Source organism: Cryobacterium sp. M96 (assembly GCF_002929845.1).
Taxonomy (GTDB): Bacteria; Actinomycetota; Actinomycetes; order Actinomycetales; family Microbacteriaceae; genus Cryobacterium; species Cryobacterium sandaracinum.
In genome coordinates this window covers 83,225-110,015 of record NZ_PJJS01000045.1, presented here as the reverse complement: position 1 = coordinate 110,015, position 26,791 = coordinate 83,225, and the positions used below count along the sequence as shown (strand labels likewise).

General features: G+C 65.8%; 21 protein-coding genes. 7 read left to right on the top strand and 14 right to left on the bottom strand.

Features of this window, described 5'->3' with window-relative positions:
* Positions 1–345 precede the first annotated feature (345 nt).
* Complete coding sequence (locus tag CXY79_RS07785; RefSeq protein ID WP_233191358.1) at positions 346–1,236, top strand: heme A synthase; 891 nt, start codon at positions 346–348, stop codon at positions 1,234–1,236.
* A 76-nt stretch (positions 1,237–1,312) separates the two neighbouring features.
* Here the strand turns inward: CXY79_RS07785 and CXY79_RS07780 are convergent, their stop codons facing one another.
* Entirely contained in the window at positions 1,313–2,233 is a 921-nt protein-coding gene (locus CXY79_RS07780; protein ID WP_233191357.1) for a heme o synthase, read from the bottom strand.
* Between the two features lie 283 nt (positions 2,234–2,516).
* On the opposite strand from CXY79_RS07780, the gene tkt reads away from it, so the two are divergent.
* The 6 genes from tkt to pgl all read left to right on the top strand — a co-directional run bounded on the left by tkt (position 2,517) and on the right by pgl (position 10,753).
* Positions 2,517–4,610: a transketolase gene (tkt, locus tag CXY79_RS07775; protein ID WP_104100562.1), complete on the top strand. Its 2,094-nt coding sequence runs from the start codon at positions 2,517–2,519 to the stop codon at positions 4,608–4,610.
* Between the two features lie 59 nt (positions 4,611–4,669).
* Positions 4,670–5,806: a transaldolase gene (gene tal, locus CXY79_RS07770; protein WP_104100561.1), complete on the top strand. Its 1,137-nt coding sequence runs from the start codon at positions 4,670–4,672 to the stop codon at positions 5,804–5,806.
* Positions 5,803–7,410 carry a glucose-6-phosphate isomerase gene (locus CXY79_RS07765; protein ID WP_104100560.1) on the top strand — a complete coding sequence of 536 codons (1,608 nt, stop codon included), beginning with the start codon at positions 5,803–5,805 and terminating at the stop codon, positions 7,408–7,410. Before tal ends, CXY79_RS07765 begins: the two co-directional genes overlap by 4 nt.
* Positions 7,411–7,479: 69 nt before the next feature.
* Complete coding sequence (gene zwf, locus CXY79_RS07760; protein WP_104100559.1) at positions 7,480–9,021, top strand: glucose-6-phosphate dehydrogenase; 1,542 nt, start codon at positions 7,480–7,482, stop codon at positions 9,019–9,021.
* Entirely contained in the window at positions 9,018–9,986 is a 969-nt protein-coding gene (locus CXY79_RS07755) for a glucose-6-phosphate dehydrogenase assembly protein OpcA (protein ID WP_104100558.1), read from the top strand. The genes zwf and CXY79_RS07755 overlap by 4 nt, the downstream gene beginning before the upstream one ends.
* Positions 9,983–10,753 (top strand): 6-phosphogluconolactonase, encoded by a 771-nt coding sequence (gene pgl, locus CXY79_RS07750; RefSeq protein ID WP_104100557.1) that lies wholly within the window; start codon positions 9,983–9,985, stop codon positions 10,751–10,753. Before CXY79_RS07755 ends, pgl begins: the two co-directional genes overlap by 4 nt.
* Positions 10,754–10,848: 95 nt before the next feature.
* Here the strand turns inward: pgl and CXY79_RS07745 are convergent, their stop codons facing one another.
* The 13 genes from CXY79_RS07745 to rpsA form a co-directional block, all read right to left on the bottom strand.
* The gene (locus CXY79_RS07745; RefSeq protein WP_104100556.1) at positions 10,849–11,217 is read right to left on the bottom strand and encodes an RNA polymerase-binding protein RbpA; all 369 of its coding nucleotides are present in this window, start codon (positions 11,215–11,217) and stop codon (positions 10,849–10,851) included.
* Positions 11,218–11,296: 79 nt separating this feature from the next.
* Complete coding sequence (gene secG, locus CXY79_RS07740) at positions 11,297–11,548, bottom strand: preprotein translocase subunit SecG (RefSeq protein WP_104100555.1); 252 nt, start codon at positions 11,546–11,548, stop codon at positions 11,297–11,299.
* 162 nt (positions 11,549–11,710) lie between these two features.
* Positions 11,711–12,511, bottom strand: coding sequence for a triose-phosphate isomerase (tpiA, locus tag CXY79_RS07735; protein WP_104100554.1), 801 nt, complete (start codon positions 12,509–12,511; stop codon positions 11,711–11,713).
* Positions 12,502–13,716 carry a phosphoglycerate kinase gene (pgk, locus tag CXY79_RS07730; protein ID WP_104100553.1) on the bottom strand — a complete coding sequence of 405 codons (1,215 nt, stop codon included), beginning with the start codon at positions 13,714–13,716 and terminating at the stop codon, positions 12,502–12,504. Before pgk ends, tpiA begins: the two co-directional genes overlap by 10 nt.
* Positions 13,717–13,727: 11 nt before the next feature.
* Positions 13,728–14,732 carry a type I glyceraldehyde-3-phosphate dehydrogenase gene (gene gap, locus CXY79_RS07725; RefSeq protein WP_104100552.1) on the bottom strand — a complete coding sequence of 335 codons (1,005 nt, stop codon included), beginning with the start codon at positions 14,730–14,732 and terminating at the stop codon, positions 13,728–13,730.
* Between the two features lie 83 nt (positions 14,733–14,815).
* Positions 14,816–15,442, bottom strand: coding sequence for a superoxide dismutase (locus CXY79_RS07720; protein ID WP_104100551.1), 627 nt, complete (start codon positions 15,440–15,442; stop codon positions 14,816–14,818).
* A gap of 125 nt (positions 15,443–15,567) precedes the next feature.
* A complete protein-coding gene (gene whiA / locus CXY79_RS07715; protein WP_104100550.1) occupies positions 15,568–16,548 on the bottom strand; it encodes a DNA-binding protein WhiA in 981 nt (326 codons plus the stop codon).
* A gap of 98 nt (positions 16,549–16,646) precedes the next feature.
* Positions 16,647–17,522 (bottom strand): RNase adapter RapZ, encoded by an 876-nt coding sequence (rapZ, locus tag CXY79_RS07710; protein WP_104100549.1) that lies wholly within the window; start codon positions 17,520–17,522, stop codon positions 16,647–16,649.
* 62 nt (positions 17,523–17,584) lie between these two features.
* Positions 17,585–19,453, bottom strand: a complete 1,869-nt coding sequence (gene uvrC / locus CXY79_RS07705; RefSeq protein ID WP_104100548.1) for an excinuclease ABC subunit UvrC — start codon at positions 19,451–19,453, stop codon at positions 17,585–17,587.
* A 17-nt stretch (positions 19,454–19,470) separates the two neighbouring features.
* Positions 19,471–22,338, bottom strand: a complete 2,868-nt coding sequence (uvrA, locus tag CXY79_RS07700; RefSeq protein WP_233191356.1) for an excinuclease ABC subunit UvrA — start codon at positions 22,336–22,338, stop codon at positions 19,471–19,473.
* 98 nt (positions 22,339–22,436) lie between these two features.
* Positions 22,437–24,500 carry an excinuclease ABC subunit UvrB gene (uvrB, locus tag CXY79_RS07695; protein ID WP_104100546.1) on the bottom strand — a complete coding sequence of 688 codons (2,064 nt, stop codon included), beginning with the start codon at positions 24,498–24,500 and terminating at the stop codon, positions 22,437–22,439.
* Positions 24,501–24,510: 10 nt separating this feature from the next.
* Positions 24,511–25,140 carry a dephospho-CoA kinase gene (gene coaE, locus CXY79_RS07690; protein WP_104100572.1) on the bottom strand — a complete coding sequence of 210 codons (630 nt, stop codon included), beginning with the start codon at positions 25,138–25,140 and terminating at the stop codon, positions 24,511–24,513.
* Positions 25,141–25,239: 99 nt separating this feature from the next.
* Positions 25,240–26,697, bottom strand: coding sequence for a 30S ribosomal protein S1 (rpsA, locus tag CXY79_RS07685; protein WP_104100545.1), 1,458 nt, complete (start codon positions 26,695–26,697; stop codon positions 25,240–25,242).
* Positions 26,698–26,791 lie beyond the last annotated feature (94 nt).

Sequence of the window (26,791 nt, the reverse complement as noted above, 5' to 3'; positions counted from 1 at the left end):
CGCAAGTTCGGGGCGGTCAAGAAGGACGTCAGACATATTTACCTCTTCTGCCACCCCGGCAACCCGGATATTAGTCCGGTCGTTCCCAGAATGGCCTCCAGCGGAGACCCAGTCAGGGATCGGTTGTGTGGGCGGCTACGTTGCGTACCTAAGATGTTTAAGGACGACGCGCGCCGCGGTTGTGGCTACCGCAACGGTCCCGCCCATGAAACACCTAATTCTACAGGCTGGCGACGGGTTCAGCAGTGCGATCCGGCGTTTTCACATGTGGTCATCGAAGAGGGAGCAGAACCGGTGAATCGAATTACGGCGTGGTTGCCGACCAGGATTGACAGGCGTGTGCGTGTGATCGCGTGGATCTACCTCGCCGCCCAGATTCTGCTGGTCGGGACGGGAGGCCTGGTGCGCCTGACCAGCTCGGGCCTCGGTTGCCCCACCTGGCCCAAGTGCACCGCGGACTCAGTGGTCAACACGCCCGAGATGGGCATCCACGGCTACATCGAATTCGGCAATCGCCTGCTCGGAGTTGCCCTCGGCCTGGTCGCGATCGCGGCCTTCCTCGCCGTGGTGCGCCTCCGCAAGGAACGCCCCGACCTGTTCTGGGTCGTCCTGCTCGCGGGGTTGGGCATCCCCGCGCAGGCCGTTATCGGCGGCATCAGCGTTCTTGCCCAGCTGAACCCCTATGTGGTCGGCATCCACTTCGTGATCTCCGTGATCCTGGTCCTGCTGTGCACCGTCTTCGTGCACCGGGTCTACACCGGCCGGGTGCGGCGCACCCTCGCGGTTCCGGTCTGGTATCGGACGCTGGCGTATGCCACGAGCGCGGTCGTGTTCGTCACGATCCTCGTCGGCATTCTCACCACCGGCTCGGGCCCGCACGCCGGGGACGCGGATGCTCCCCGCACGGGCCTTGACCCCGAAATCCTGCAGCACGTGCACAGCTGGCCGGCCTACGTCACCGTTGCCCTCACCGTGGTTCTCCTCGTCGTGGCCTTCTCGCGCGCTCTGCCGACGCAGGGCTGGGCCCTTCTCCTTCTGCTCGTCGAGGCCATGCAGGTCGGCGTCGGCCTGATCCAGTCCAACACGGGGCTCCCTGCCGGGTTGGTCGGCATCCACATGGTGCTCTCCTGCGTGCTCGTGGCCATCCTGACCGCGCTCGTCCTGAACCTCAGCACACCGGTGGACGTGCGGGTGTCCCCCAGAGCGACCACCCCCGACTTGGTCGGTCGCCGGTAGCGACGTAAGTCCTCGTCGTTTAGTTGTGATCATCACGGCCCGAACGCCGTGCCCGGTGTCGAACGGGAGCTGCGGGCTAGAACGGGAGCAGCGGATCAACTCCGACGGCCAGGAACAACATTGTGAGATAGGCGATCGAACCGTGGAAGAGGCGCATCGGCGACACCTCCACGTGACGGATCGCCAGGCCGTAGAGCCGGTGCGTCTCGGAGATGAACCAGGCGCCGGTCACCAGGGCCACAAAAAGGTACAGCAGGCCCATGTCCGCGATCGGTACGAGCAGGAGCGAGCAGGCGACGGTCGCCCAGGCGTACAGGATGACCTGTAGGCCCACCTGGCTGCGGCCGCGCACGACGGCGAGCATCGGCACCCCGGCGGCCTGATAGTCGTCACGGTATTTCATGGAAAGCGGCCAGTAGTGCGGCGGCGTCCACAGGAAGATGATCAGGAACAGGACGAAGGGCGGCCATGACAGGTCGCCGGTCACGGCGGCCCAGCCGATGAGCACGGGCATGCAGCCCGCGATGCCGCCCCAGACGATGTTCTGGGCCGTGCGGCGTTTCAGAACCATCGTGTAGAAGACGACGTAGAGCAGGATGGCGCCCAGCGACAGGGCCGCGGCGAGCCAGTTCGTGAAGGCCAGCAGCCAGAGAATCGATGCCAGACCGACCAGCCAGGCGAACACCAGGGCCTGCCGGTCGGTGAGTTCCCCCGTGACGAGCGGGCGATTCTGGGTACGCTTCATCAGCCGGTCGATGTCCCGGTCGATGTAGCAGTTGAACGCCCCGGCAGAGCCGGCGCTAAGCGAACCGCCGATCAGAGTTGCCACGACCAGCCACAGGCTCGGGATGCCCTGTTCGGCCAGGATCATCGTGGGAGCGGTAACCACCAGGAGCAGTTCCACGACCCGCGGCTTGGTCAGCGAGAGGTAGGCCCTTGCCGTGCGCCGGAGCGTGCGTGGGGCGCTCAGGATGTGGGTTTCGGCGGCTCCGGGCAAAGCTCCTCCAACGCTGGTGACAGTGACTGTGATTCTAGGCGAACTGTCGGAACCGAAACCGTCGACGGGCCGCCCGGGGTGCGTCACGAGACGACACATCACGGGTCCGAACCGGCGTTGCCTATACTGGGGGTGCTCGCCAATCTCGGTGCATGCATGCTGATCCACCGGAACCGGGCATCTGCTGCGACACCGTGATGACGCTGATGTCCTCGGGCGCGCACAATAGCGGGTGCGGGTTCTCAGCAACCTTCTCCCCTGTCTTCAGAAGGGTCAATACCAAGTGGCAGCACTGCAGTGGGATTCAATTGACAGCAAGGCGGTCGACACCGCGCGCCTCCTCGCGGCCGATGCCGTGGAGAAGGTCGGGAACGGGCATCCCGGTACCGCCATGAGCCTCGCTCCCGCGGCCTACCTCCTGTTCCAGAAGGTGATGCGGCGTGACCCGTCCGACAACGAGTGGATCGGTCGGGACCGTTTCATTCTCTCGGTCGGCCACAGCTCGCTCACCCAGTACGTGCAGTTGTACCTCGGTGGCTACGGACTCGAGCTCGAAGATCTGAAGGCTCTGCGCACCTGGGGTTCCAAGACGCCCGGGCACCCGGAGTACGGCCACACCGACGGGGTCGAGATCACGACCGGTCCTCTGGGCCAGGGTCTGGCCTCCGCCGTCGGCTTCGCCTACGCCTCCCGCTTCGAGCGCGGACTGTTCGACCCGGAGGCGTCGGTCGGCACGAGCCCGTTCGATCACTTCGTGTACGTGATCGCCGGCGACGGCGACCTGCAGGAAGGCATCACGAGCGAGGCCTCCTCCCTCGCCGGCCACCAGCAGCTCGGCAACCTGATCGCGATCTACGACAGCAACCAGATCTCCATCGAGGACGACACCAACATCGCCTTCACCGAGGATGTCGCGGCCCGCTATTCGGCCTACGACTGGCACGTGCAGACAGTCGACTGGAAGCAGACCGGCGCCTACGTCGAGGACATCGCCGCACTCCACGACGCGATCGAGGCGGCCCAGGCAGTCACCGACAAGCCGTCGCTGATCATCCTGAAGACCATCATCGGCTGGCCCAGCCCGAAGAAGCAGAACACGGGCAAGATCCACGGCTCGGCGCTCGGCGCCGAGGAGCTGGCCGCCGTCAAAACGGTCCTCGGTTTCGACCCCGCGCAGGCCTTCGAGGTCGCCGACGAGGTCATCGCGCACACCCGACAGGCCGTGGACCGCGGGGCCGTCGCCCACTCCGCCTGGAACGTCGAGTTCGAGGCCTGGGCGACCGCCAACCCTGAGCGCAAGAACCTACTCGATCGGGTGCTCTCCGGCGACCTGCCCGACGGCGTTGAGGCGGCCCTGCCCGTCTTCCCCGCCGGCACGGAGGTATCGACCCGTGCCGCGTCCGGCAAGGTCCTCACCGCGCTCGGCACGGTCATCCCCGAGCTGTGGGGTGGCTCCGCCGACCTCGCAGAATCGAACAACACCACCATCGGCGGTGCTGCCTCCTTCATTCCGAGCGAGCACTCCACCAATGAATGGACCGGCAACCCCTACGGCCGCGTGCTGCACTTCGGCATTCGCGAACACGCCATGGCCGCCATCCTGAACGGCATCGTGCTGCATGGGAACACCCGCCCCTTCGGCGGCACCTTCCTGATCTTCAGCGACTACATGCGACCGGCCATCCGCCTGGCCGCGCTGATGCAGGCCCCCTCGATCTTCGTCTGGACCCACGACTCCGTCGCCCTCGGCGAGGACGGCCCCACCCACCAGCCGATCGAGCAGCTCGCGACCCTGCGCGCCATCCCCGGACTCGATGTGGTGCGCCCCGGCGACGCCAACGAGGTGTCCTGGGCGTGGAAGACGATCCTCGAGCGCCGCCAGGGACCGGCCGGCATCGTGCTGACCCGCCAGAACATTCCCGTGTTCGAGCGCGGCGAGGGCGACGCCACCGGCGACGTGCTCGCATCCGCCCGAAACGTGGCCCGGGGCGCCTACGTGCTCGCTGAGGCTGCGGGCGGCACACCTGATGTGATCCTGATCGGCACCGGCTCCGAGGTGCAGCTGGCCCTGGCGGCCCGCGAGCAGCTCCAGGCCGAAGGCATCAGCGCGCGCGTCGTGTCGGCCCCCAGCCTCGAATGGTTCCGGGAGCAGAGCGCCGAGTACCGCGAGGCTGTCCTGCCCGCATCGATCACCGCCCGAGTATCCGTCGAGGCGGGCATAGCGTTGACCTGGGACAAGTACGTCGGCGACCGTGGCCGCAGCGTCTCGATCGAGCACTTCGGTGCGTCGGCCGATTACAAGACCCTGTTCCGTGAATTCGGCATCACGACGGATGCCGTCGTCGCCGCCGCCAAGGAATCTCTCGCCGCGAACTGAACCCGCTGCGCCGCGACACCACACACCTGAATACCCTGCATTCCAAGGAGATACGAAATATGACTGAGAACACTCCCCTAGCCGAGCTGTCATTGGCCGGCGTCAGCATTTGGCTGGACGACCTGTCCCGGGAACGCATCGCTTCCGGCGGCCTGGCGAACCTGATCGACACGAAGAACATCGTCGGCGTGACCACCAACCCGACGATCTTCGCCGGCGCCCTCAGCAAGGGCGAGGCGTACGCGGAGCAGGTGGCCGCTCTTGCCGCCGCCGGCACCAGTGTGCACGACGCCGTGTTCGAGATCACCACCGACGATGTGACCGCGGCCAGCGATATCTTCCGCCCGGTTTACGATCGCACCCGCGGCGTCGACGGGCGCGTGTCGATCGAGGTCGAGCCCGGGCTGGCCCACGACGCGGCCGGCACGGTCACGCAGGCCCAGGAACTGTGGGCGAAGGTCAATCGACCCAACGCCATGATTAAGATCCCCGCAACGGTGGAAGGTCTCGAGGCGATCACCGCGACGATCGCCCTCGGCATCAGCGTCAACGTCACCCTGATCTTCAGCCTCGAACGTCACCGCCAGGTCATCAACGCGTACCTGTCCGGCCTGGAGAAGGCCAAGGCGGCCGGCCTCGACCTCAGCGTGATCCACTCCGTTGCGTCGTTCTTCGTCTCGCGGGTCGACACCGAGATCAACACCCGCCTTGAGGTCATCGGGACGACAGCCGCGCTTGCGCTCAAGAGCAAGGCCGGCGTCGCGAACGCCCAGCTCGCCTATCAGGTCTACGAGGAAGCCTTCTCCACCGAACGCGCCCTCGGCCTGATCAGCGCCGGAGCCAACAAGCAACGCCCCCTCTGGGCCTCCACCGGCGTCAAGGACCCCAGCCTCCCCGACACCCTGTATGTGACCAACCTGGTCGCGCCCGAGGTCGTCAACACCATGCCGGAGAAGACCCTCGAGGCCACACTCGACCACGGCGTCATCCCCGCGAACTCCATCACCGGCGCGTACGACGAAGCCAACCTGGTTCTCGACGCACTCGCGAACGAGGGTGTCTCGTACAACGACGTCACCCAGGTACTCGAGGCCGAAGGCGTGGCCAAGTTCATCGTCTCGTGGAATGAACTCCTCGAGACCGTGACCGCTGCCCTCGAGACCGCCACGACGACCAAGAACGGGGCCGCACTGTGAGCTTCCACATCTCCGTGAGCGGCGCGGCGGCCGAGGCCGTTCGCACCACCGTCCCGACCCTGGTGGCCGACCTCGTCGCATCCGGGATCACCGCCCTTGACCCGGCCCTCTGGGGCCCCGAAGCCGAAGCCGAAGCCGCGAAGCGACTCGGCTGGACCGAGTCCGTTACGGATTCCCGTCCGCTGGTCGCGGAGATCCTTGCCCTGCGCGACTCCCTGCGGGCCGGCGGAGTCACCCGTATCGCCCTCACCGGCATGGGTGGCTCGTCGTTGGCCCCCGAGGTCATCACCCGCACCGCCGGCGTGAACCTCACCGTGCTCGACTCCACCGACCCCGGTCAGGTCCTCGCGGCCCTCGGCGAGAACCTGGCCGCCACCGCGCTCGTGGTGTCGTCGAAGTCCGGCTCCACGGTCGAGACCGACAGTCAGCGCCGTGTCTTCGAGCGCGCCTTCCGCGAGGCCGGCATTGACCCGGTCGAGCGCATCATCATCGTGACCGACCCTGGCTCCCCCCTCGACGCGGATGCCCGTTCCGTGGGCTACCGCGTCTTCAACGCGGACCCCACGGTCGGTGGACGTTTCTCGGTGTTGACTGCGTTCGGACTCGTTCCGTCCGGCCTTGCCGGCGTGGACATCGCCGAGCTGCTCGACGAGGCCGAGGCCGTTTCGCTTTCCCTTGCCGTGGACACCGCCGAGAACCCGGGGCTCATCCTGGGTGCGGCCATCGCCGCGACCACCCCGCGCCGCGACAAGCTCGCAATCGTCGAGGATGGCACCCACATCGTCGGTTTCGCCGACTGGGCCGAACAGCTGATCGCCGAATCCACCGGCAAACAGGGCATCGGCATCCTTCCCGTCGTGCTCGACCTGGATGCCCCCGAGCTGACCCTGGACCTGCCTGACCTGCAGGTTGTTCGCCTGGTCTCCGACGCCGGCCGCGACGTGTTCTCCGATAACGGCGGACACGACGAGATCCGGATCAGCGGCACCCTCGGCGCGCAGTTCCTCGTCTGGGAGTATGCCACCGCCGTCGCCGGCCGCTTGCTGGGCATCAACCCGTTCGACCAGCCGGATGTCGAGGCCGCCAAAAACGCGACCCGCGGTCTCCTCGACGCCCGTCCCGAACCGGTCCCCGCCGCGTTCATCACGGACGGAATCGAGATCCGCGGCACCGCGCACGTGATCGGCGCCGCCAGCGACCTGCCCTCCGCTATCGATGCCCTGATCGAGGAGCTGGGCACGGACGGCTACATCTCCGTGCAGGCCTACGTCAACCGGCTGGAACTGCCCCAGCTCGCCGAAATCCGTGATCTGCTGGCCGCACTGGCCAAGCGCCCGGTCACGTTCGGCTGGGGACCGCGGTTCCTGCACTCCACCGGCCAGCTGCACAAGGGCGGACCGGCCACCGGAGTGTTCCTGCAGATCCTCACCACCCCGGACGTCGACCTCGACATCCCGGAGCGCCCCTTCACGTTCGGGGAACTAATCCTGGCCCAAGCCAGCGGTGACGCCAGCGTGCTGGCGGACCACGGTCGCCCCGTACTGACGCTGACGCTGACCGACCCGGCCATGAACATCGCCACCCTGTTCGACGCACTGCGCTAACCCGTTCGGCGCCGGCCCGCGGGCCGGCGCCGAACAACATGCTCGAACGCCACACCTCGAAGGAGCTGCATGTCCCCGGTGGAAATCACCCCGGAGTTCAATCCACTGCGTTCACCAAACGACTACCGTCTGAATCGCATCGCCGGGCCCAGCAGCTTGGTGATCTTCGGCGTCACCGGTGACCTGTCGCGGAAGAAACTCATGCCGGCCGTCTATGACCTCGCCAACCGCGGCCTGCTTCCGCCGGGTTTCGCGCTCGTCGGATTCGCACGCCGCGACTGGACCAACGAGGACTTCATGAAAGTCGTGCACGACTCGGTCAAGGAGTACGCGCGCACCGAGTTCAACGAGGACGTCTGGACTCAGCTGGCCGAGGGCATCCGTTTCGTGCCGGGGTCGTTCGACGACGCCGCGTCGTTCCAACTGCTCAAGGACACCATCGCGCAACTCGATCGGGAGCGCGGGACGATGGGCAACCATGCGTTCTACCTGTCGATCCCGCCGAAGGCATTCCCGCAGGTCACGGAGCAGCTGCGCCGCTCGGGCCTGGCCGATCAGACGGACGGGCAGTGGCGGCGGGTCGTGATCGAGAAGCCGTTCGGCAGTGACCTGCAGACCGCGCGCGAACTCAACGCCGTGGTCGAGTCGGTCTTCCCGCCCGACTCGGTCTTCCGCATCGACCATTACCTGGGCAAGGAGACGGTGCAAAACATTCTGGCCCTCCGCTTCGCGAACCAGTTGTACGAACCGATCTGGAACGCCAACTACGTCGACCACGTGCAGATCACCATGGCCGAGGACATCGGCGTGGGCGGTCGGGCCGGCTACTACGACGGCATCGGCGCAGCCCGGGACGTCATCCAGAACCACCTGCTGCAGCTTCTAGCGCTAACCGCCATGGAGGAACCAATCTCCTTCGACGCTGCCGACCTGCGCACGGAGAAAGAGAAGGTTCTCGCCTCCGTCCGGCTTCCCGACGACCTCGCCCGTGGCACGGCCCGCGGCCAGTATGCCGGCGGTTGGCAGGGCGGCGAGAAGGTCGTGGGGTTTCTGGACGAGGACGGGATGGACCCCGAATCCCCCACCGAAACGTATGCCGCGCTGCGGCTGACCATTGAGAACCGCCGGTGGTCAGGGGTGCCCTTCTACCTGCGTGCGGGCAAGCGTCTGGGCCGCCGGGTCACCGAGATCGCCGTGGTGTTCAAACGAGCCCCCCAGCACCTCTTCGGCAAGGGAAACTCCGCACCGTTGGGCGAGAACGCCCTGGTCATCCGGGTGCAGCCCGACGAAGGCGTCACCATCCGTTTCGGTTCCAAGGTGCCCGGTGCCGGCATGCAGGTGCGCGACGTGACGATGGACTTCGGCTACGGCCACGCCTTCACCGAGGCCAGCCCCGAGGCCTATGAGCGGCTCATCCTCGACGTGCTCCTGGGCGACCCGCCGCTCTTTCCCCGGCACGAGGAGGTCGAGCTGTCGTGGAAGATCCTCGACCCGATCGAGGAGTTCTGGGCGAAGCAGGGCCAGCCCGAGCAATACCGGCCGGGAACCTGGGGTCCGGTCTCGGCCGACGAACTGCTGTCCCGCGACGGCCGACATTGGAGACGCCCATGATCGTCGATCTGCCCAACACGACCACCTCCAAGATCTCCAAGGCCCTGGTGCGCATCCGCGAAGAAGGCGGCGCGGTGGCCCTCGGCCGCGTGCTTACGCTCATCATCGCGTCCACCATGGGCCGCGAGGAGGAGGCCATCGAGGCCGCGAACGACGCGTCCAGGGAACACCCTATGCGCGTGATCGTGCTGTCGACGATGGACCAGGATGACACGGCCTCCCCACTCGCCCCCCGCGTCGACGCGGAAATCCGTGTCGGCGGGGACGCGGGCGCCAGCGAGGTCATCGTGCTGCGCGCCTACGGTGAGGCCGCCAGCGACCCGGAAAGCCTGGTCACCGGTCTGCTCCTGCCCGACGCCCCCGTCGTGGCCTGGTGGCCCGGTGTGGCGCCCACTGTGCCAGCGGATTCGCCCCTCGGGCGCATCGCCCACCGGCGCATCACGGATGCTTCCGCGCAGCCCGACCCGCAGGCCGCGCTTCATCACCTCTGCGGTTCATACCGTCCCGGCGACACGGACTTCGCCTGGACCCGCCTCACCCTCTGGCGCGCCCAGCTGGCGGCGGTCCTCGACCAGCCGCCCTACCTGCCTGTGACCGCCGTGCAGGTGACCGGTGCCGCGGACTCGCCGTCCACGACACTTCTCGCCGCCTGGCTCGCTCTGCAGCTGCAGGTCTCGGTGGACTACGAGTTCACTACGGGGCCGCTGTCCCACGGCATCCGGAGTGTGCACCTGACGCGCTCCGCCGGGCTCATCTCGCTCGAACGAGAAGTGCCCGACATCGCCAGACTCACCCAGCCCGGCCAGCCCGTTCAGGACCTCACCCTCAAGCGGCGGAGCCTGCGGGACTGCCTCAGCGACGAGCTGCGCCGCCTCGACCCCGATGAGCTGTATGGTGAGGTCATCACGCGCGGCCTACCGCACCTTGACGATGTGGTCGCAGAACACAACGAAGGACGACCGTGACCAACGAACGACGCGTACTTGTGCACACCGATCGCGCGGCCCTGGCCGCCTCGGTGGCGGCCCGATTCATCACAACGACCGTGGACCTCCTGCACGAACAGGGAGAAGTCAACGTGGTCCTGGCCGGCGGCAGCGTCGCGATCGAGGTCTTGGAAGCTGTCAACGCCTCCGCGGCCCGCGACACCATCGACTGGGCCCTGGTCACGTTCTGGTGGGGTGACGAGCGCTGGGTGCCCAAGGAGCACCCCGACCGCAACGAGCGCCAGGCTCGCACCGCCCTACTCGACCACATCCAGATCCCGGAGGCGAACATCCACCCCTTCGCCGCCTCGGACGAAGGAGTCGACCTCGACACCGCAGTCGAGAGCTACGCCGCGTTGCTCGAGTCCGCCTCGATCGAGGGAACCGACCTGCCGCGCTTCGACATCACCTTCCTCGGCGTCGGGCCGGACGGCCACGTCGCCTCCCTATTCCCGCACCAGGCCGGCATCCGCGAACATAGCAAGAGCGTGCTCGCCGTGCGCAACTCTCCCAAGCCCCCGGCGGAGCGGCTCAGCCTCAGCCGACCGGCCCTGAACTCCTCACGGTGCGTGTGGATGGTGCTGGCCGGGCCGGACAAGGCATCGGCGCTCGGTCTCGCCCTAGCCGGCGCCAGCCGCGACGAAGTGCCCGTGGCGGGCATCAAGGGCCGCCGGTACACGAACTTCTTCGTCGACCGGGAGGCCGCTGCGGAGGTCCCCGAGAACCTCACCGCGTCGACGTTCTAGAACAGTCACCCGCTCGGGCAGACCCGCACACCGAGAAAGGCCCCGACCGGAGTCGGGGCCTTTCTCAGTGAACGACAGGCGTGCGCGTCCAAACGTCAGTTCGTCGCGGACAGCTTGCCCCGGCGCACGCGCAACTGCTCCAACGCTTCTTCGAGGAGCGATTCTGCCTCTTCCTCGGTGCGGCGTTCCTTCACGTAGGCAAGGTGCGTCTTGTACGGTTCAAGCTTGACCACCGACGGCGGGTTCTCTTTGTCCCGCCCGGCCGGGAGCCCCGACGACGGGCAGTCGATGGTCACCGGAATCTCCTCATCGGGGAGGTTTGCCGCGAAGTAACGCACGGTCTCGTTGCCGAGGGCGTCCCAGTAGGACACCTTGATGCGGTCCGCGTGAAAACCGCGGTCCTGCTCGCCCATGGGGCCGGCACCGACCCGGGATCCTCTGATTGCGCTGCCACCAGATGCCATTATGTTCCTCCGCTTGAAAAGGGCGTTGTAGCCGATTGACCGGTTGAGCTAGAGCTCGTCGAAACTGTGAAACGGGAGGCTAAAGCCCCGTGTCGAACTTGGTGAGGAGTCCCAGGATTACGATGCAGGTAATCCAGAGCAACCCCAGGATGACGGTGATGCGGTTGAGGTTGCGTTCCGCCACACCGGACGCACCGAGGTTGGAAGTGACACCTCCGCCAAACATGTCGGACAGACCGCCACCACGCCCCTTGTGAAGCAAAATGAGCATGGTCAACAGGAGACTCGTAATTCCGAGCAACACCTGCAGCACAACCTGGAGAATCTCCACGCAAAAACCTTTCACAGTGCGATGGGCCCAAAAAACCCATCAAGATCAGTGATAATCATAGCCTGACTCACGAACCAGCCCACCGACCCCCTGTTGGGGGCCGATGGGCTGCTTCGAGGCCTGCTGCCGAGTTGAGACAGCAGATGTGGTGCAGTTGTCTTGTTACAGACCGACGTGCTGCTGGAACCGGACGATGCTCGAGAATTCGTCGATATCCAGGCTGGCGCCGCCCACCAGGGCGCCGTCCACGTTCGGCTCGCGCATGAAGCCCGCGATATTCGAACCCTTCACGGAACCGCCGTACAGGATACGGGTCTTGTCGGCCACATCCTGGCCCAGCGTCTCCGTGAGCACGAGACGCAGTTGCGCCGCCACCTGCTCGGCCTGCTCCGGCGTTGCCGCCTTGCCGGAACCGATCGCCCAGACGGGCTCGTAGGCGACGACGAAGTCGGCCGCGTTGGTCACGCCGGCCAAGGCCGCGCGCAGCTGGGCGACCGGTACGGCGCTCGGGCCGTGCAGTTCCAGGTCCGCGGCAGACTCGCCGACGCAGATGATCGGAACCAGGTTGTGCTTGAGCGCTGCCGTGACCTTCGCCGAGACGATCTCGTCAGTCTCGGCGTGCAGTGTGCGGCGCTCGGAGTGACCGATCAACACATACTTACACTCGAGCTGCGCGAGGAACGCGCCGGAGATTTCACCGGTGTACGCGCCCGAATCCTGGGCCGACAGGTCCTGGCCGCCGAAGACGATCGGGAGCTTGTCAGCGGAGACGAGCGTCTGCACGGAGCGGAGGTCGGTAAACGGTGGGAACACCGCGACCTCGACCGCTGCGACATCGTGCTTCGCATCCTTGAGATTCCAGGCGAGCTTCTGGACGAACGCGATGGCCTGGAGGTGGTCCAGGTTCATCTTCCAGTTTCCGGCAATCAGCGGAGTGCGTCGTGGGTGTTCGTTTACTGCCATCCGAGGACCTCCAGTCCTGGCAGGCGCTTACCCTCGAGGAACTCGAGGCTCGCGCCGCCGCCGGTAGAAATGTGACCGAACTGGTCATCGGTGAAACCGAGGATGCGCACGGCCGCGGCCGAATCTCCACCACCGACGACACTCAGGCCGTCGACCTCGGTCAGCGCGCCGGCCACCGCACGGGTGCCCTCCGCGAACGGCGCCAACTCGAACACGCCCATCGGGCCGTTCCAGAAGACCGTCTTCGACGACCGGATGATGTCGGCGAACGCCGCACCGGTCTCCGGTCCGATGTCCAGACCGAGACCGGAGGCACCGAACGTGGTGCTCTCGATCGCGTCGGCCGGGGTGACCGCCACTTCGGCGTCTGCCCCAAACTTGGAGGCAACGACGATATCCGTCGGCAGCACGATCCGCACGCCCAGGCGCTCCGCTTCCTGAAGGTAACCGCGAACGGTTTCGATCTGGTCGGCCTCCAGCAGGCTTGCGCCCACCTTGTGGCCCTGAGCGGCGAGGAACGTGTATGCCATGCCGCCGCCGATGAGCAGCGAGTTGACGCGGGGCAGCAGGTGCCCGATGACGCCGAGCTTGTCGGACACCTTCGAGCCGCCCAGAACGACCGCGTACGGCGCTTCGGGCTTCTCGGTGAGGCGGTCCAGGACTTCGAGCTCAGCGGCGATCAGGAGGCCGGCCGCGCTGGGAAGGATCCCGGCGAGGTCGTACACACTGGCCTGCTTGCGGTGCACGACGCCAAAGCCATCCGAGACGAGCACATCGCCCAGAGCGGAAAGCTCCGTGGTGAAGGCGCCGCGCTCGGCGTCGTCCTTGGCAGTCTCCCCCGCGTTGAAGCGGAGGTTCTCGAGAACAACCACGTCACCGTCGGTGAGGGCGGCAACGGCAGCCTGAGCCGACGCCCCGACCGTGTCCGTGGCGAATGCCACGTCCGCGCCCAGGAGCTCGCCGAGACGGTCGGCAACGGGAGCTAGGCTGTACTTGGCTTCCGGTGCGCCCTTCGGTCGACCGAGGTGCGACACGATCACAACTCGCGCGCCCTGCTCGATGAGGGCCTTGATGGTGGGCAAGGATGCCCGGACACGCCCATCGTCGGTGATCTGACCGTCTTGCAACGGCACATTCAGGTCACAACGGACGATGACGCGCTTTCCGCCGAGCTGCCCCAGTGAATCAATAGTACGCAGCGTCACTGCGGACTCCGTTAGAGGCTCTTGGCGACGAGCGCAGTGAGGTCAACCATGCGGTTGGAGTAGCCCCATTCGTTGTCGTACCATGCGGACAGTTTGACCTGGTCGCCGATGACGCGAAGCAGGCCGGCATCGAAGATCGAGGAGTGCGGGTCGGTGACGATGTCACTGGAGACGATCTCGTCTTCCGTGTACATGAGGATGCCCTTGAGGGGACCCTCGGCGGCAGCCTTGTACGCGGCCTTGATGGCCTCGACGGTGACGGGACGCTCGGCAACGACGGTGAGGTCGGTGATGGAGCCGGTGGGAACCGGAACGCGCAGCGCGAAGCCGTCAAGCTTGCCCTTGAGCTCCGGCAGAACCAGGCCGAGGGCCTTGGCGGCACCGGTCGTGGTCGGAATGATGTTCAGAGCGGCCGCGCGGGCACGACGCAGGTCAGAGTGCGGGCCGTCCTGCAGGTTCTGGTCGGCCGTGTACGCGTGGATCGTGGTCATCAGGCCGTGCTTGATGCCGAAGTTGTCGTTGAACACCTTCGCGAGGGGCGCGAGGCAGTTCGTGGTGCACGACGCGTTGGAGATGATGTCGAACTTGGCCGGGTCGTAGTCTGCCTCATTGACGCCCATGACGATGGTTGCCGCCTCGCCGGAGGCAGGAGCGGAAACGATGACCTTCTTGGCACCGGCGGTGATGTGCTTGCGCGCATCCTCAGCCTTGGTGAAGCGTCCGGTGGATTCGATCACAATGTCGACGCCCAGGGCTGCCCAGGGCAGGTTGGCGGGGTCGCGCTCGGCAAGAACCTTAATCGGCTTGCCGTTGACGAGGATGGTGTCTCCATCGACCTCGACGGTGGCGGGAAGGCGACCGGTGATGGAGTCATATTTAAGAAGGTGAGCCAGCGTCTTCGCCTCGGTGAGGTCGTTCACGGCGACGATCTCGATGTCGCTGCCCTGGGCCAGGACGGCGCGAAGATAATTACGGCCAATGCGGCCAAATCCGTTAATACCAATCTTTACAGACACGAATGTCTCCTATTCTTGTGCGCCGAGGCGCGTTGTGGTGGGTGAATCGGACGGGCTGCGGGCCCCCGTGGGGGCCCCTCCTCTCAGGAAAGGAGCAGCAGTCCGGTGGTCTTTTCGCGTGCGATGGTGAAGCGTTCCTGTACGTTGGCCCAGTTGACGATGTTCCAGAACGCCTTCACATAGTCCGCACGAACGTTGCGGTAGTCGAGGTAGTACGCGTGCTCCCAGACGTCGAGCATCAGCACCGGAATCGTGCCGGCCGCAAAGTTGGCCTGCTGGTCGAAGAACTGCTGAATGATCAGGCGCTGGCCGATCGAGTCCCAGGCGAGAACCGCCCAGCCGGAGCCCTGAACGCCAAGGGCCACGGCCGCGAAGTGGGCCTGGAACTTGTCGAAGGAACCGAAGTTGTCCTCGATTGCGCTAGCCAGGTCACCAGTGGGCTTGTCTCCGCCATCGGGCGACAGGTTAGTCCAGAAGATCGAGTGGTTGACGTGGCCGCCCAGGTTGAACGCGAGGTCCTTCTCGAGCTTGTTCACAAAGGTGAGGTTGCCGCTGTCGCGAGCCTCGGCCAGCTGGGCCAGGGCTGTGTTGGCCCCGGTGACGTAGGCCTGGTGGTGCTTTCCGTGATGGAGTTCCATGATGGTGCCGCTGATACTCGGCGCAAGAGCCGAGTAGTCGTAGGCCAGAGCCGGAAGTGTGTATTCAGCCAAGGTGCATCTCCTCTGTAGTTGTCGGCGCGAAACGCTCCGCCACCCGTTCGTGAGCAACCATTCCAGTCTACTCAGGATGCGCTGTGGCTGTGACGAACGTGGATGAACGCTGAACGCCGGGCAGGTCAGACGTCATCGAGGTCGGCCGGGAGGTTCGCGTCCGTGCCCGGGATGCCCAGGTCGGCGGCCTTCTTGTCGGCCATGGCCAGCAGGCGACGGATGCGGCCGGCGACGGCATCCTTCGTCATGGGCGGGTCCGCGTGGTGACCGAGCTCGTCGAGGCTGGAGTCGCGGAAGGAGAGGCGCAGCTCGCCCGCATACCGGAGGTGCTCCGGGATCTCCTCGTCAAGGATTTCCATGGCGCGCTGCACGCGCGCGCACGCGGCCACCGCGGCCTGAGCGGAGCGGCGCAGGTTCGCGTCGTCGAAGTTGACCAGTCGGTTCGCAGTCGCGCGCACTTCCCGACGCTGGCGGAGGGCCTCCCAGTTGAGCACGGTCTCCTGCGCCCCCATCTGCACGAGCATGGCGCCGATGGCGTCGCCGTCGCGGATGACGACCCGGTGCACGCCCCGTACCTCACGCGCCTTGGCGACGACTCCGAGGCGGCCGGCGGCTCCCACGAGGGCCATGGCAGATTCGTTCCCGGGGCAGGTGACCTCCAGCGCCGCCGAACGACCCGGGTCGGTCAACGAGCCGTGGGCGAGGAAGGCTCCACGCCAGACAGCGGCGATCTCTTCCTTCGAGCCCGTGGTGAGCCGGTTCGGCAGACCGCGAATCGGGCGCCGTCTCGCGTCGAGCAGCCCGGTCTGGCGCGCGAGGGTTTCGCCGCCGTCAAGCACTCGCACCAGGTAGTGGCTGGCGCGCCTCAGGCCGGCGGCGGGGATCACGGTCACGTCGCTGCGCACGCCGTAGAGCTCGGCGAGATCTTTGCGCACCCTCCTGGCGAGGAGAGGGGTGTCGAGCTCTGACTCGATGGCGATCCGGCCGGAAATCATGTGCAGTCCGCCGGAGAAGCGGAGAATGGTGGCCAGTTCCGCTGCACGCACCGTGGTCTTTGAAATTTCGACGCGAGCAAGCTCGTCTTTGACGTCGGCGGTGAGTGCCAATCGCTTGTCCATTCTGTCGTCCTGGCCTGATGTGGGGCCGAGTTGTAGTCGTTCTGGCCGGAGTGGGCGTCTGCTGGATGCAGTCGCCCGTGACCGGGTTATTCCCGTCCGAGGTCGCGGTTCTTGACGCTGACCGCGACACCGGGGAAGTCCTTGACCAGGGCCGCGATTTCCGCGGCCATGGCGACCGAGCGGTGCTTGCCGCCCGTGCACCCGACCGCGATGGTCGCGTGGCGTTTGTTCTCCCGCTGGTACCCCGCGAGGACCGGTTCCAGGGCCGCCGCGTAGTGCGAGATGAACTCCCGCGCCCCGGTCTGGGCGAGAACAAAATCCCGCACCTCGGAGTCTTGGCCGTTGTGGCTGCGAAGTTCGGGAACCCAGAACGGGTTGGGAAGGAAACGCACATCGGCGACCATGTCGACGTCGGTGGGAAGGCCGTACTTGAAGCCGAAACTCATCAGCGTGACGTGCACCCCGGCGGCGTCCTCGGCGGCGAAGCGGTCCGAGATCGACGTGGCCAGCTGGTGGATGTTGAGATCGGAGGTGTCGATGACGAGGTCGCAGGACTCGCGCACGGCGCTGAGCTTGACGCGCTCGGCCGCGATGCCGTCAAGGATCGTGCCGTCGCCCTGCAGCGGATGCGGTCGTCGCACGGATTCGAACCGTCGCACGAGCACGTCGTCGCGGGCTTCGAGGAAAATGACCCGTACCTGGGACGTCTTGCGCAGCGAGTGCAGGATCTCCTGGAAATCGGTGAAGAAGTCTCGGCCGCGGATATCGACCACGGCAGCGATCTTCGGCAGGCTGGTGCCGGCCCGGCCGACGAGTTCGGCCAGCGGGCGCAGCATCTGCGGCGGAAGGTTGTCGACGACATACCAGCCCAGGTCTTCCAGCGCGTTGGCCACGGTGGAGCGGCCTGCGCCGGACATCCCCGTCACGATAAGCATTTCCTGCCTGTCGTTCTCCGTTGTCATTCTGGACTGCGCCTTCGATCGGGTGGAACCTAAGTGTCCAGCCTACCGATCAGCCGGACCGTTCAGGCGCGCAAGTGGCGATGAATCGCCTCGGCCAGCACCGGACCGATGCCGCGAACGTCGGCAATCGCCTCCGCCGGCGCCTCCTTGAGCCGGGTGACGGAGCCGAAATGCTGCAGGAGCACCTTGACTCTGGCCGGGCCGAGACCGGGGACCTCGTTCAGCACCGACGTGATGTCCCGCTTCCTTCTCGAGCGCTGGTGCATGATCGCGAACCGGTGCGCCTCGTCGCGGATGCGCTGGATCAGGAACAGGGCGTCACTGTTGCGCGGCAGGATCACCGGGTAGTCGGAGTCCGGCAACCAGATTTCCTCGAGCCGCTTCGCGATTCCGCACAGCTGGATACCGGTGACGCCGGATTCGCGCAGCGCCCGCGCCGCCGCGGCCACCTGAGGCTGGCCGCCGTCGACGATGAGCAGGTTCGGCTGGTACCGGAACTTCTTGCGCGTCACCGTGGCATCGGCCTCGCTCTCCGGCGCCGCTTCCTCGTCGGGGATCAGGTACGCCAGGCGGCGGGTAAGCGTGCGGTAGATGGAGTCCGTGTCATCCGTGGACTCGGGAATACTGAACCGGCGGTACTCGTCGGTTCGCGGCAACCCGTCTTCGAACACCACCATGGAGGCGACGATGTTGGTGCCGCTCAGGTGCGAGACGTCGTAGCATTCCATCCTGAGCGGCGCGGAGGGCATCTCCAACGCCTCCTGGATGTCTTCGAGGGCCTTGGACCGGGCGACGAAGTCGGAGCTCCGCCGGGTCTTGTAGAGCATCAAGGCATGCTTGGCGTTCTGGGTCGCCGTGGCGAGCAGGGCGGCCTTCTCGCCCCGCTGGGCAGCGACAAGCCGGACCTTGCGTTTGCCGACGCCGGCCAGCCAGGTTTCCAGCGCCGCGGCGTCGTCGGGCAACTCCGGCACAACGATCTCCCGCGGAGGCACGGCTCCGGAGCCGTAGGCCGTCAGCATGATCGAGTCGATCAGGTCGCTCGTCGTGAGGTCCAGTTCTTTGTCGACCATCCAGCCGCGCACACCGCGGATGCGGCCGCCCCGCACGATGAACAACTGCACCGCCGCGGCGAGTTCATCCTGGTCGATGGCGAACAGGTCGATGTCGACGCTATCGCGGAGCACGACGGCGCTCTTCTCCAGAACGGCGTTCAGCGCCCGCACCTGGTCGCGCCGTTTGGCGGCGACCTCGTAGTTCTGGCCCACCGCGGCATCCTTCATCTCCGCGGTCAGCTGGTTGATCAGCTTGCGATCCTGGCTGCCCATGAAGCTGACGAACTCATTTACGATCACCCGGTGCTCCTCGATGGAGACCAGGCCGGAGCAGGGGCCGAAGCACCGCCCGATCTGCCCGCCGAAGCAGGGCTTGCCGGACTGAATGGCCCGTTTGTAGTTGGCGTTGTTGCAGGTACGGATGGGGAAGGCTTTGAGCATCAGCTCGATTGTCTCGTGCACGGCCCAGACCTTCGGGTACGGTCCGAAATACCGGGCGCCGCGGATGCCGGTGGTGCGGGTGACGAGAGCCCGCGGCGCCTCGTCGGCGAGGGTCACCGCGAGGTACGGGTAGGACTTGTCGTCCTTGAACCGCACGTTGAAGGGCGGGTCGAACTCGTTGATCCAGGTCCACTCCAGCTGGAGGGCCTCGACCTCGGTGCCGACGACCGTCCACTCAACCGAGCTGGCCGTGGTGACCATGCGCCGGGTGCGCTCATGCAGGCTGCTCAGCGGGGCGAAGTAGTTCGCGAGCCGCGCCCGCAGGTTCTTGGCCTTGCCGACATAGAGTACCCGCCCGGTTTCGTCACGAAATCGGTACACCCCGGGACTCGTGGGGATCTCGCCCGTCTTGGGGCGGTAGCTCAGCGCATCGGACATGATGGTTCCTGAGGCGGTCAGTGTGCCGCCAGGATCTCCTTCAGGAACACGCCCGTGTGGCTCTTCTTCACGGTGGCGACGTGCTCCGGGGTTCCGGTGGCAAGCACGCGGCCCCCGCCGGAGCCGCCCTCGGGACCAAGGTCGATCACCCAGTCCGCGGACTTTATCACGTCGAGGTTGTGCTCGATCACGATTACGGTGTTGCCCTTGTCGACCAGGCTGTTCAGCACAAGCAGCAGTTTGCGCACGTCTTCGAAGTGCAGGCCGGTCGTGGGCTCGTCGAGCACGTACACGCTGCGGCCATTGGACCGGCGCTGCAGCTCGGTGGCCAGCTTGACGCGCTGGGCCTCGCCGCCGGACAGCGTCGTGGCGCTCTGGCCGAGGCGCACGTAGCCGAGGCCGACCTCGACGAGGGTGTTCAGGAACCGGTGGATGGACGAGATCGCCTCGAAGAAATCGGCGGCCTCGCTGATCGGCATGTCCAGCACCTCGGCGATGCTTTTGCCCTTGTAGTGCACGGTGAGGGTGTCGCGGTTGTAGCGCGCTCCCCCGCAGACCTCGCAGGCAACGTAGACGTCGGGCAAGAAGTTCATCTCGATTTTGATCGTGCCGTCGCCGGAGCAGGCTTCGCAGCGGCCGCCCTTGACGTTGAAGCTGAACCGGCCGGGCAGGTAGCCGCGCGCCTTAGCCTCGATCGTCTCGGAGAAGAGGGTGCGGATCTTGTCGAAGACGCCGGTGTAGGTGGCAGGGTTGGAGCGCGGCGTGCGCCCGATCGGGGCCTGGTCGACGTGGATGACCTTGTCGAGCTGCTCGAGCCCGGTGACGCGAGTGTGCCGGCCGGGGAGTTTGCGGGCGCCGTTGAGCCGGTTGGCCAGTACCCGGTACAGGATGTCGTTGACGAGAGACGACTTGCCCGATCCGCTGACGCCGGTCACGGCCGTGAACGTGCCGAGCGGGAAGCTGACCGACACCTTCTTGAGATTGTTGGCCTCCGCGCCGATAACCGAGATTTCGCGCGCCGGGTCGATCTCGCGCCTGGTGGCCGGGGTCGGGATGGATCTGCGGCCGGCAAGGTAGTCCCCGGTCAGCGACTCCGTGTTGGTGAGCAGGTCGGCGTAGGAACCGGAATGCACGACATGGCCGCCGTTGACGCCGGCGCCCGGACCGATGTCGACGACCCAGTCGGCCGTCTTGATGGTGTCTTCGTCGTGCTCAACCACGATCAGGGTGTTCCCGAGGTCGCGCAGGGTAACCAGGGTCTCGATCAGCCGTCGGTTGTCGCGCTGGTGCAGGCCGATGCTCGGTTCGTCGAGCACGTACAGCACCCCGGTCAGGCCGGACCCGATCTGGGTGGCCAGACGGATGCGCTGCGCCTCGCCGCCGGACAGGGTCGCCGCGGCCCGGGCCAGATTGAGGTAGTTCAGGCCAACGCGGATCAGGAAGTCCAGGCGCGCCTTGATCTCTCGCAGCACCTGCGCGGCGATGACGGCCTCCCGGTCGGTCAGCTCGAGCTTGTTCATGAAATCGCGGGCGTCGGTGAGACTGAGGTTGCAGACATCAGCGATGCTGGCCCCGTGCACGAGCACGGCGAGGACCTCGGGCTTGAGCCGGGTTCCGGAGCAGACGGGGCAGTCGACTTCGCGCAGGTATTCTCCCCAGCGGGCGCGCTGGGTGTCGGACTCCGCCTGCAGGTACTGACGTTCAATGTAGGGCACGACGCCCTCGAAGCCGGAGGTGTAGCTCATCTCCCGGCCGTAGCGGTTCTTCCACTTCACCTTGACCTCGAAGTTGTCGCCGCGCAGAACGGCGTCCTGCACCTCGGCGGGCAGTTCGCCCCACGGGGTGTCGAGGGAGAAGTCCAGGTCTCGGGCGAGCCCGTCGAGGAGCTTCTCGTAGTACTGGAACAGTCCCTTGCCCTGCGTGGTCCAGGGCAGCACGACGCCGTCCGCGATGCTGAGCTCGGGGTCGCCGAGAAGCAGGTCTGCGTCGACCGACATGCGCGTGCCGAGCCCGGAGCACTCAGGGCAGGAGCCGAAGGGCGCGTTGAAGGAGAATGTGCGCGGCTCGATCTCGGTGAGCTGCACGGGGTGGTTGTTGGGACAGGAGAGCTTCTCCGAGTAGCTTTGCCAGGCCTCGTCGCCCTCCCGGTCGACGTAGTTGATCTGCACGATGCCATCGGTCAGCTTGAGCGCCGTCTCAAGGGAGTCTGTGAGCCGGCTCAACAGGTCGGGGCCGGCGACCAGACGGTCGATGACCACGAAGATGTCGTGTTTGAGCTGCTTCTTCAGAACGGGCGGCTCGTTGAGCTGGATCGGGGTGCCGTCGACGATGGCGCGGGAATAACCGCCCGCTGCCAGTTCCTTGAACAGGTCGACGAACTCGCCCTTTTTTTGGGATACGACCGGGCTGAGCACCTGGTAACGGACGCCCTCATCGAGTCCCATCAGCTGGTCGGCGATCTGCTGCACGGTCTGTGCCTGGATGACCTCGCCGCAGACGGCGCAGTGCGGCACACCGATGCGCGCCCAGAGCAGCCGCATGTAGTCGTAGACCTCGGTGATGGTGCCCACGGTCGACCGAGGGTTGCGGTTGGTCGATCTCTGGTCGATGGAGACGGCAGGGCTCAGGCCCTCGATGAAGTCGACGTCGGGTCGGTCGACCTGGCCCAGGAACTGCCTGGCGTACGCGGACAGCGATTCGACGTAGCGCCGCTGGCCCTCCGCGAAGATGGTGTCGAACGCGAGCGAAGACTTGCCCGAGCCGGACAGCCCCGTGAAGACGACGAGCGAATCGCGCGGAATCTCGAGGTCCACGTTGTGCAGGTTGTGCACACGGGCGCCACGAACGTTGAGTTTTGATCCGGTCTCTACCTTGGAAATTGACACCATTCGATTCTATGCAGCGTCACGCGTCCAACCCTGCGAATCAGCACGCCCTGAGCGAACAAATGTTCGAAGTCTAGCCAGCCAGTCCAATCATCCGATCAGATGTGGCCGGCCTTCTCCATCTGGCGCAGCTCGCGCTTCAGCTCGGATACCTCGTCGCGGAGCCGGGCCGCGAGCTCGAACTTGAGCTCCCCCGCCGCCTCGAGCATCTGGCCGTTCAGGTCGGCGATAATCGACTCAAGGTCGTTCGCGCCGTTCGCGGCCAGTCCCTGCCGGCGCGGTGTCGCCGCGACGCCCTTGCGGCGCGTGTCGCGGCCGGCCAAAAGCTCGGCGGTGTCCGCCTCTTCCCGAGCGAGAACCTCAGTGATGTCAGCGATCCGTTTGCGCAGCGGGGTGGGATCGATGCCGTGAAGGGTGTTGTAGGCCACCTGCTTCTCGCGGCGGCGGTCGGTCTCGTCGATCGCGCGCTCCATCGAGGCTGTGAGCCGGTCGGCGTACATATGCACCTCGCCGGAGACGTTGCGGGCCGCGCGGCCGATGGTCTGGATCAGCGAGGTCGCCGAACGGAGGAAGCCCTCCTTGTCGGCGTCGAGGATGGCGACAAGCGACACCTCGGGCAGGTCGAGCCCCTCGCGGAGCAGGTTGATGCCCACGAGGACGTCGTAGACGCCGGCCCGCAGCTCAGTGAGGAGTTCGACGCGACGGAGCGTGTCGACATCCGAGTGCAGGTACCGCACCCGCACGCCGGCCTCGGTGAGGAAGTCAGTGAGTTCCTCGGACATCTTCTTTGTGAGCGTGGTGACCAAGACGCGTTCGTTGCGGTCGACGCGCTTGTGGATTTCCTCGAGAAGGTCGTCGATCTGGCCCTTACTGGGCTTGACGATGATCTGCGGGTCGATCAGCCCGGTGGGACGGATGATCTGTTCAACGATGCCGTCGGCGATGCCCAACTCGTACTTGCCGGGGGTGGCGGAGAGGTAGACGGTCTGGCCGACGCGCCCCTTGAACTCCCCGAATTTGAGCGGTCGGTTGTCGAGGGCGCTCGGGAGCCGGAACCCGTGATCGACGAGTGTGCGCTTGCGCGAGGAGTCGCCCTCGTACATGGCGCCGATCTGCGGCACCGTGACGTGGGACTCGTCGATGACCATCAGGAAGTCGTCAGGAAAATAGTCGAGCAGGCAATGCGGCGCCTCCCCCGGTTGCCGCTGGTCGATGTGCCGGGAATAGTTCTCGATGCCGGAGCAGAAACCGATCTGCTCCATCATCTCCAGGTCAAACTGCGTGCGCATGCGCAGGCGCTGGGCCTCGAGCAGTTTGCCCTCGCGCTCCAGCTGTTCAAGCCGTTCGGCGAGCTCCTCCTGAATGCTGCCGATGGCGCGCTCCATCACGTCCGTGCTGGCCACGTAGTGCGAGCCGGGGAAGACGGCAACGGAGTCGAGCTTCCTCACGATGTCGCCGGTGAGCGGATGCAGGCTGTAGAGCGCCTCGATCTCGTCGCCGAACATCTCGATGCGGATGGCGAGTTCTTCGTACATCGGGATGATCTCGATGGTGTCGCCGCGCACCCGAAAGTGGCCGCGAGAGAAGTCGATGTCGTTGCGCTGGTACTGCATGGCAACGAACTTGCGGATCAGCCAGTCCCGGTTGACCTGTTGACCGACCTGGAGAGCGACCATGGCCTCGAGGTAGCCTTCGGGCGTGCCGAGGCCGTAAATGCAGGAAACCGTGGAGACCACGATGACGTCGCGCCGGCTGAGCAGGGAGTTCGTGGTGGAGTGCCGTAGGCGCTCGACCTCCGCGTTGATCGAGGAGTCCTTCTCGATAAAGGTGTCGGTCTGGGGCACATAGGCCTCGGGCTGGTAGTAGTCGTAATACGACACGAAATACTCGACGGCATTGTTGGGCATCAGCTCACGGAATTCGTTCACGAGCTGCGCGGCGAGGGTCTTGTTATGGGCGAGCACCAGGGTCGGCCGCTGCACCTGTTCGATCAGCCAGGCCGTGGTCGCCGATTTGCCCGTTCCGGTGGCGCCGAGCAGCACGATGTCGGTCTCTCCGGCGTTGATGCGGCCGGCCAGCTCGGCGATCGCTGTGGGCTGGTCGCCGCTCGGCGTGTACTCGCTCACCACCTCGAACGGATTAACAGAGCGCGTGGGTTCCATGCTCGTCAGTCTACGGAGCGCCTCTGACAATGCGCTGCTGACCCTGACCCCGCACCTGGTCCCACAGCACGTCGACCTGCTCCAGGGTCTGCTCAAGAGTGCCGCCCGTGTCGATGACGACGTCGGCGATCCTGTGACGGTCGGCGTCACTGGCCTGGGCGCGGATCCGGCGCTCCGCTTCGCCGACATCCATCGCCCGCAGCTCCACCATGCGGCGCACCCGGGTCGGCTCGTCGGCCTGGGTGACGACGACGAGGTCGAAAGGATGGTCGACGCCTGCCTCCACCAGCAGGGGCACGTCGTACACGACGATCGCGTTGCGGTCGGCATCTTCCGCCTCGCGGATCAGTGCGTTCGAGCGCGCGCGCACCTCGGGGTGCACGATCGCGTTGAGGCGGTCCAACGCCTCCGGGTCGCGGAACACGACCGCGCCGAGCGCCACCCGGTTCAGGCTGCCGTCGGGCAGCAGCACCGCGTCACCGAAAGCATCCGCGATCTTGACGAGCCCCGGGGTGGCGGGCCCGACCACGACCCGCGCGAGTTGGTCGGCGTCGATGTGCACGGCCCCGTGCTGCACTAGCCGCCGCGCGACGGTGCTTTTTCCGGATGCGATCCCGCCGGTCAGTCCAATCAAGTACACACTTGCCATGCTAACGGCCCTCGATGGACGAACCGGCATCCGCCGGCGAAGCGAAAAAAGGCCGCACCCCGGAGGGTGCGGCCTTCAGTCAGCTCGGTGCTAGTTGGAGCTGGAGAGCTTCTCGCGCAGTGCTGCGAGGGCCTCGTCGTCCGCGAGCGTGCCGGCGCCGGCCGTCTCGTTCGAGAAGGTGTTGCCTGCGGCGGACGGGACATCGCTGACGGCGGTGATCTCGTCGTTCGCGGAGGCAACCTGCTTCTTGTGGGCTTCCCAGCGAGCCTGGGCTGCAGCGTAGTCCTGCTCCCACTTCTCGCGCTGGGTCTCGAAGCCTTCGCGCCACTCGTTGGTCTCCGGGTCGAAGCCCTCGGGGTACTTGTAGTTGCCCTGGTCGTCGTACTCGGTGAGCATTCCGTAGAGCGCCGGGTCGAACTCGGTGCCCTCGGGGTCGACACCGTCGTTGGCCTGCTTGAGGCTCAGCGAGATGCGGCGACGCTCGAGGTCGATGTCGATGACCTTGACGAAGACCTCGTCGCCGACCGACACGACCTGCTCGGCGAGCTCGACGTGCTTGCCGGAGAGCTCGGAGATGTGAACGAGTCCCTCGATGCCCTCGGCAACGCGAACGAACGCGCCGAACGGAACGAGCTTGGTGACCTTACCCGGTGCAACCTGGCCGATGGCGTGGGTGCGAGCAAAGACCTGCCACGGGTCTTCCTGCGTGGCCTTGAGGGAGAGCGACACGCGCTCGCGCTCGAGGTCGACCTCAAGGATCTCGACGGTGACTTCCTGGCCAACCTCGACGACCTCGCTGGCGTGCTCGATGTGCTTCCAGCTGAGCTCGGAGACGTGAACCAGACCGTCAACGCCACCCAGGTCGACGAACGCACCGAAGTTGACGATCGACGAGACAACACCCTTGCGGACCTGTCCCTTCTGAAGGTTGTTGAGGAACGTGGTGCGGCTCTCGGACTGAGTCTGCTCGAGCAGCGCACGACGGGACAGCACGACGTTGTTGCGGTTCTTGTCGAGTTCGAGGATCTTGGCCTCGATCTCCTGGCCCAGGTACGGGGTCAGGTCGCGAACACGGCGCAACTCGATGAGCGAGGCCGGGAGGAACCCGCGGAGTCCGATGTCCACGATGAGGCCACCCTTGACAACCTCGATGACCGAACCGGTGACAACGCCATCCGACTCCTTGATCTTCTCAACGTCGCCCCATGCACGCTCGTACTGAGCACGCTTCTTGGACAGGATGAGGCGGCCTTCTTTGTCTTCCTTCTGAAGAACGAGGGCCTCAACCAGGTCGCCGACCTTGACGACCTCAGAGGGGTCGACGTCGTGCTTGATGGAAAGTTCGCGGGAGGGGATGACGCCCTCGGTCTTGTAGCCCACGTCGAGGAGGACCTCGTCGCGGTCGATCTTCACCACGGTGCCCTCGATGAGGTCTCCGTCGTTGAAGAATTTCAGAGTCTTTTCGACCGCGGCAAGAAAGTCTTCAGCAGATCCAATGTCGTTGATGGCGACCTGCTTGGGTGCCCGTTCGGTCGTTGCGTTTGTCATGTAGTAGTTGCTCCAGGATGGACATAGTTCGGGCCACACACGGGAAGAACTCGTGCTCGTGCACCATGCATGGCGGTGGACAGTTCGTCACAAG

Coding starts and splice junctions, on each gene's coding strand:
- rapZ (WP_104100549.1), bottom strand. CDS start 17,522: ATGACAACGGAGAACGACAGGCAGGAAATGCTTATCGTGACGGGGATG.
- tpiA (WP_104100554.1), bottom strand. CDS start 12,511: ATGGCAGTAAACGAACACCCACGACGCACTCCGCTGATTGCCGGAAAC.
- CXY79_RS07745 (WP_104100556.1), bottom strand. CDS start 11,217: ATGGCATCTGGTGGCAGCGCAATCAGAGGATCCCGGGTCGGTGCCGGC.
- rpsA (WP_104100545.1), bottom strand. CDS start 26,697: ATGACAAACGCAACGACCGAACGGGCACCCAAGCAGGTCGCCATCAAC.
- tal (WP_104100561.1), top strand. CDS start 4,670: ATGACTGAGAACACTCCCCTAGCCGAGCTGTCATTGGCCGGCGTCAGC.
- uvrC (WP_104100548.1), bottom strand. CDS start 19,453: ATGTCCGATGCGCTGAGCTACCGCCCCAAGACGGGCGAGATCCCCACG.
- zwf (WP_104100559.1), top strand. CDS start 7,480: ATGTCCCCGGTGGAAATCACCCCGGAGTTCAATCCACTGCGTTCACCA.
- uvrB (WP_104100546.1), bottom strand. CDS start 24,500: ATGGAACCCACGCGCTCTGTTAATCCGTTCGAGGTGGTGAGCGAGTAC.
- CXY79_RS07755 (WP_104100558.1), top strand. CDS start 9,018: ATGATCGTCGATCTGCCCAACACGACCACCTCCAAGATCTCCAAGGCC.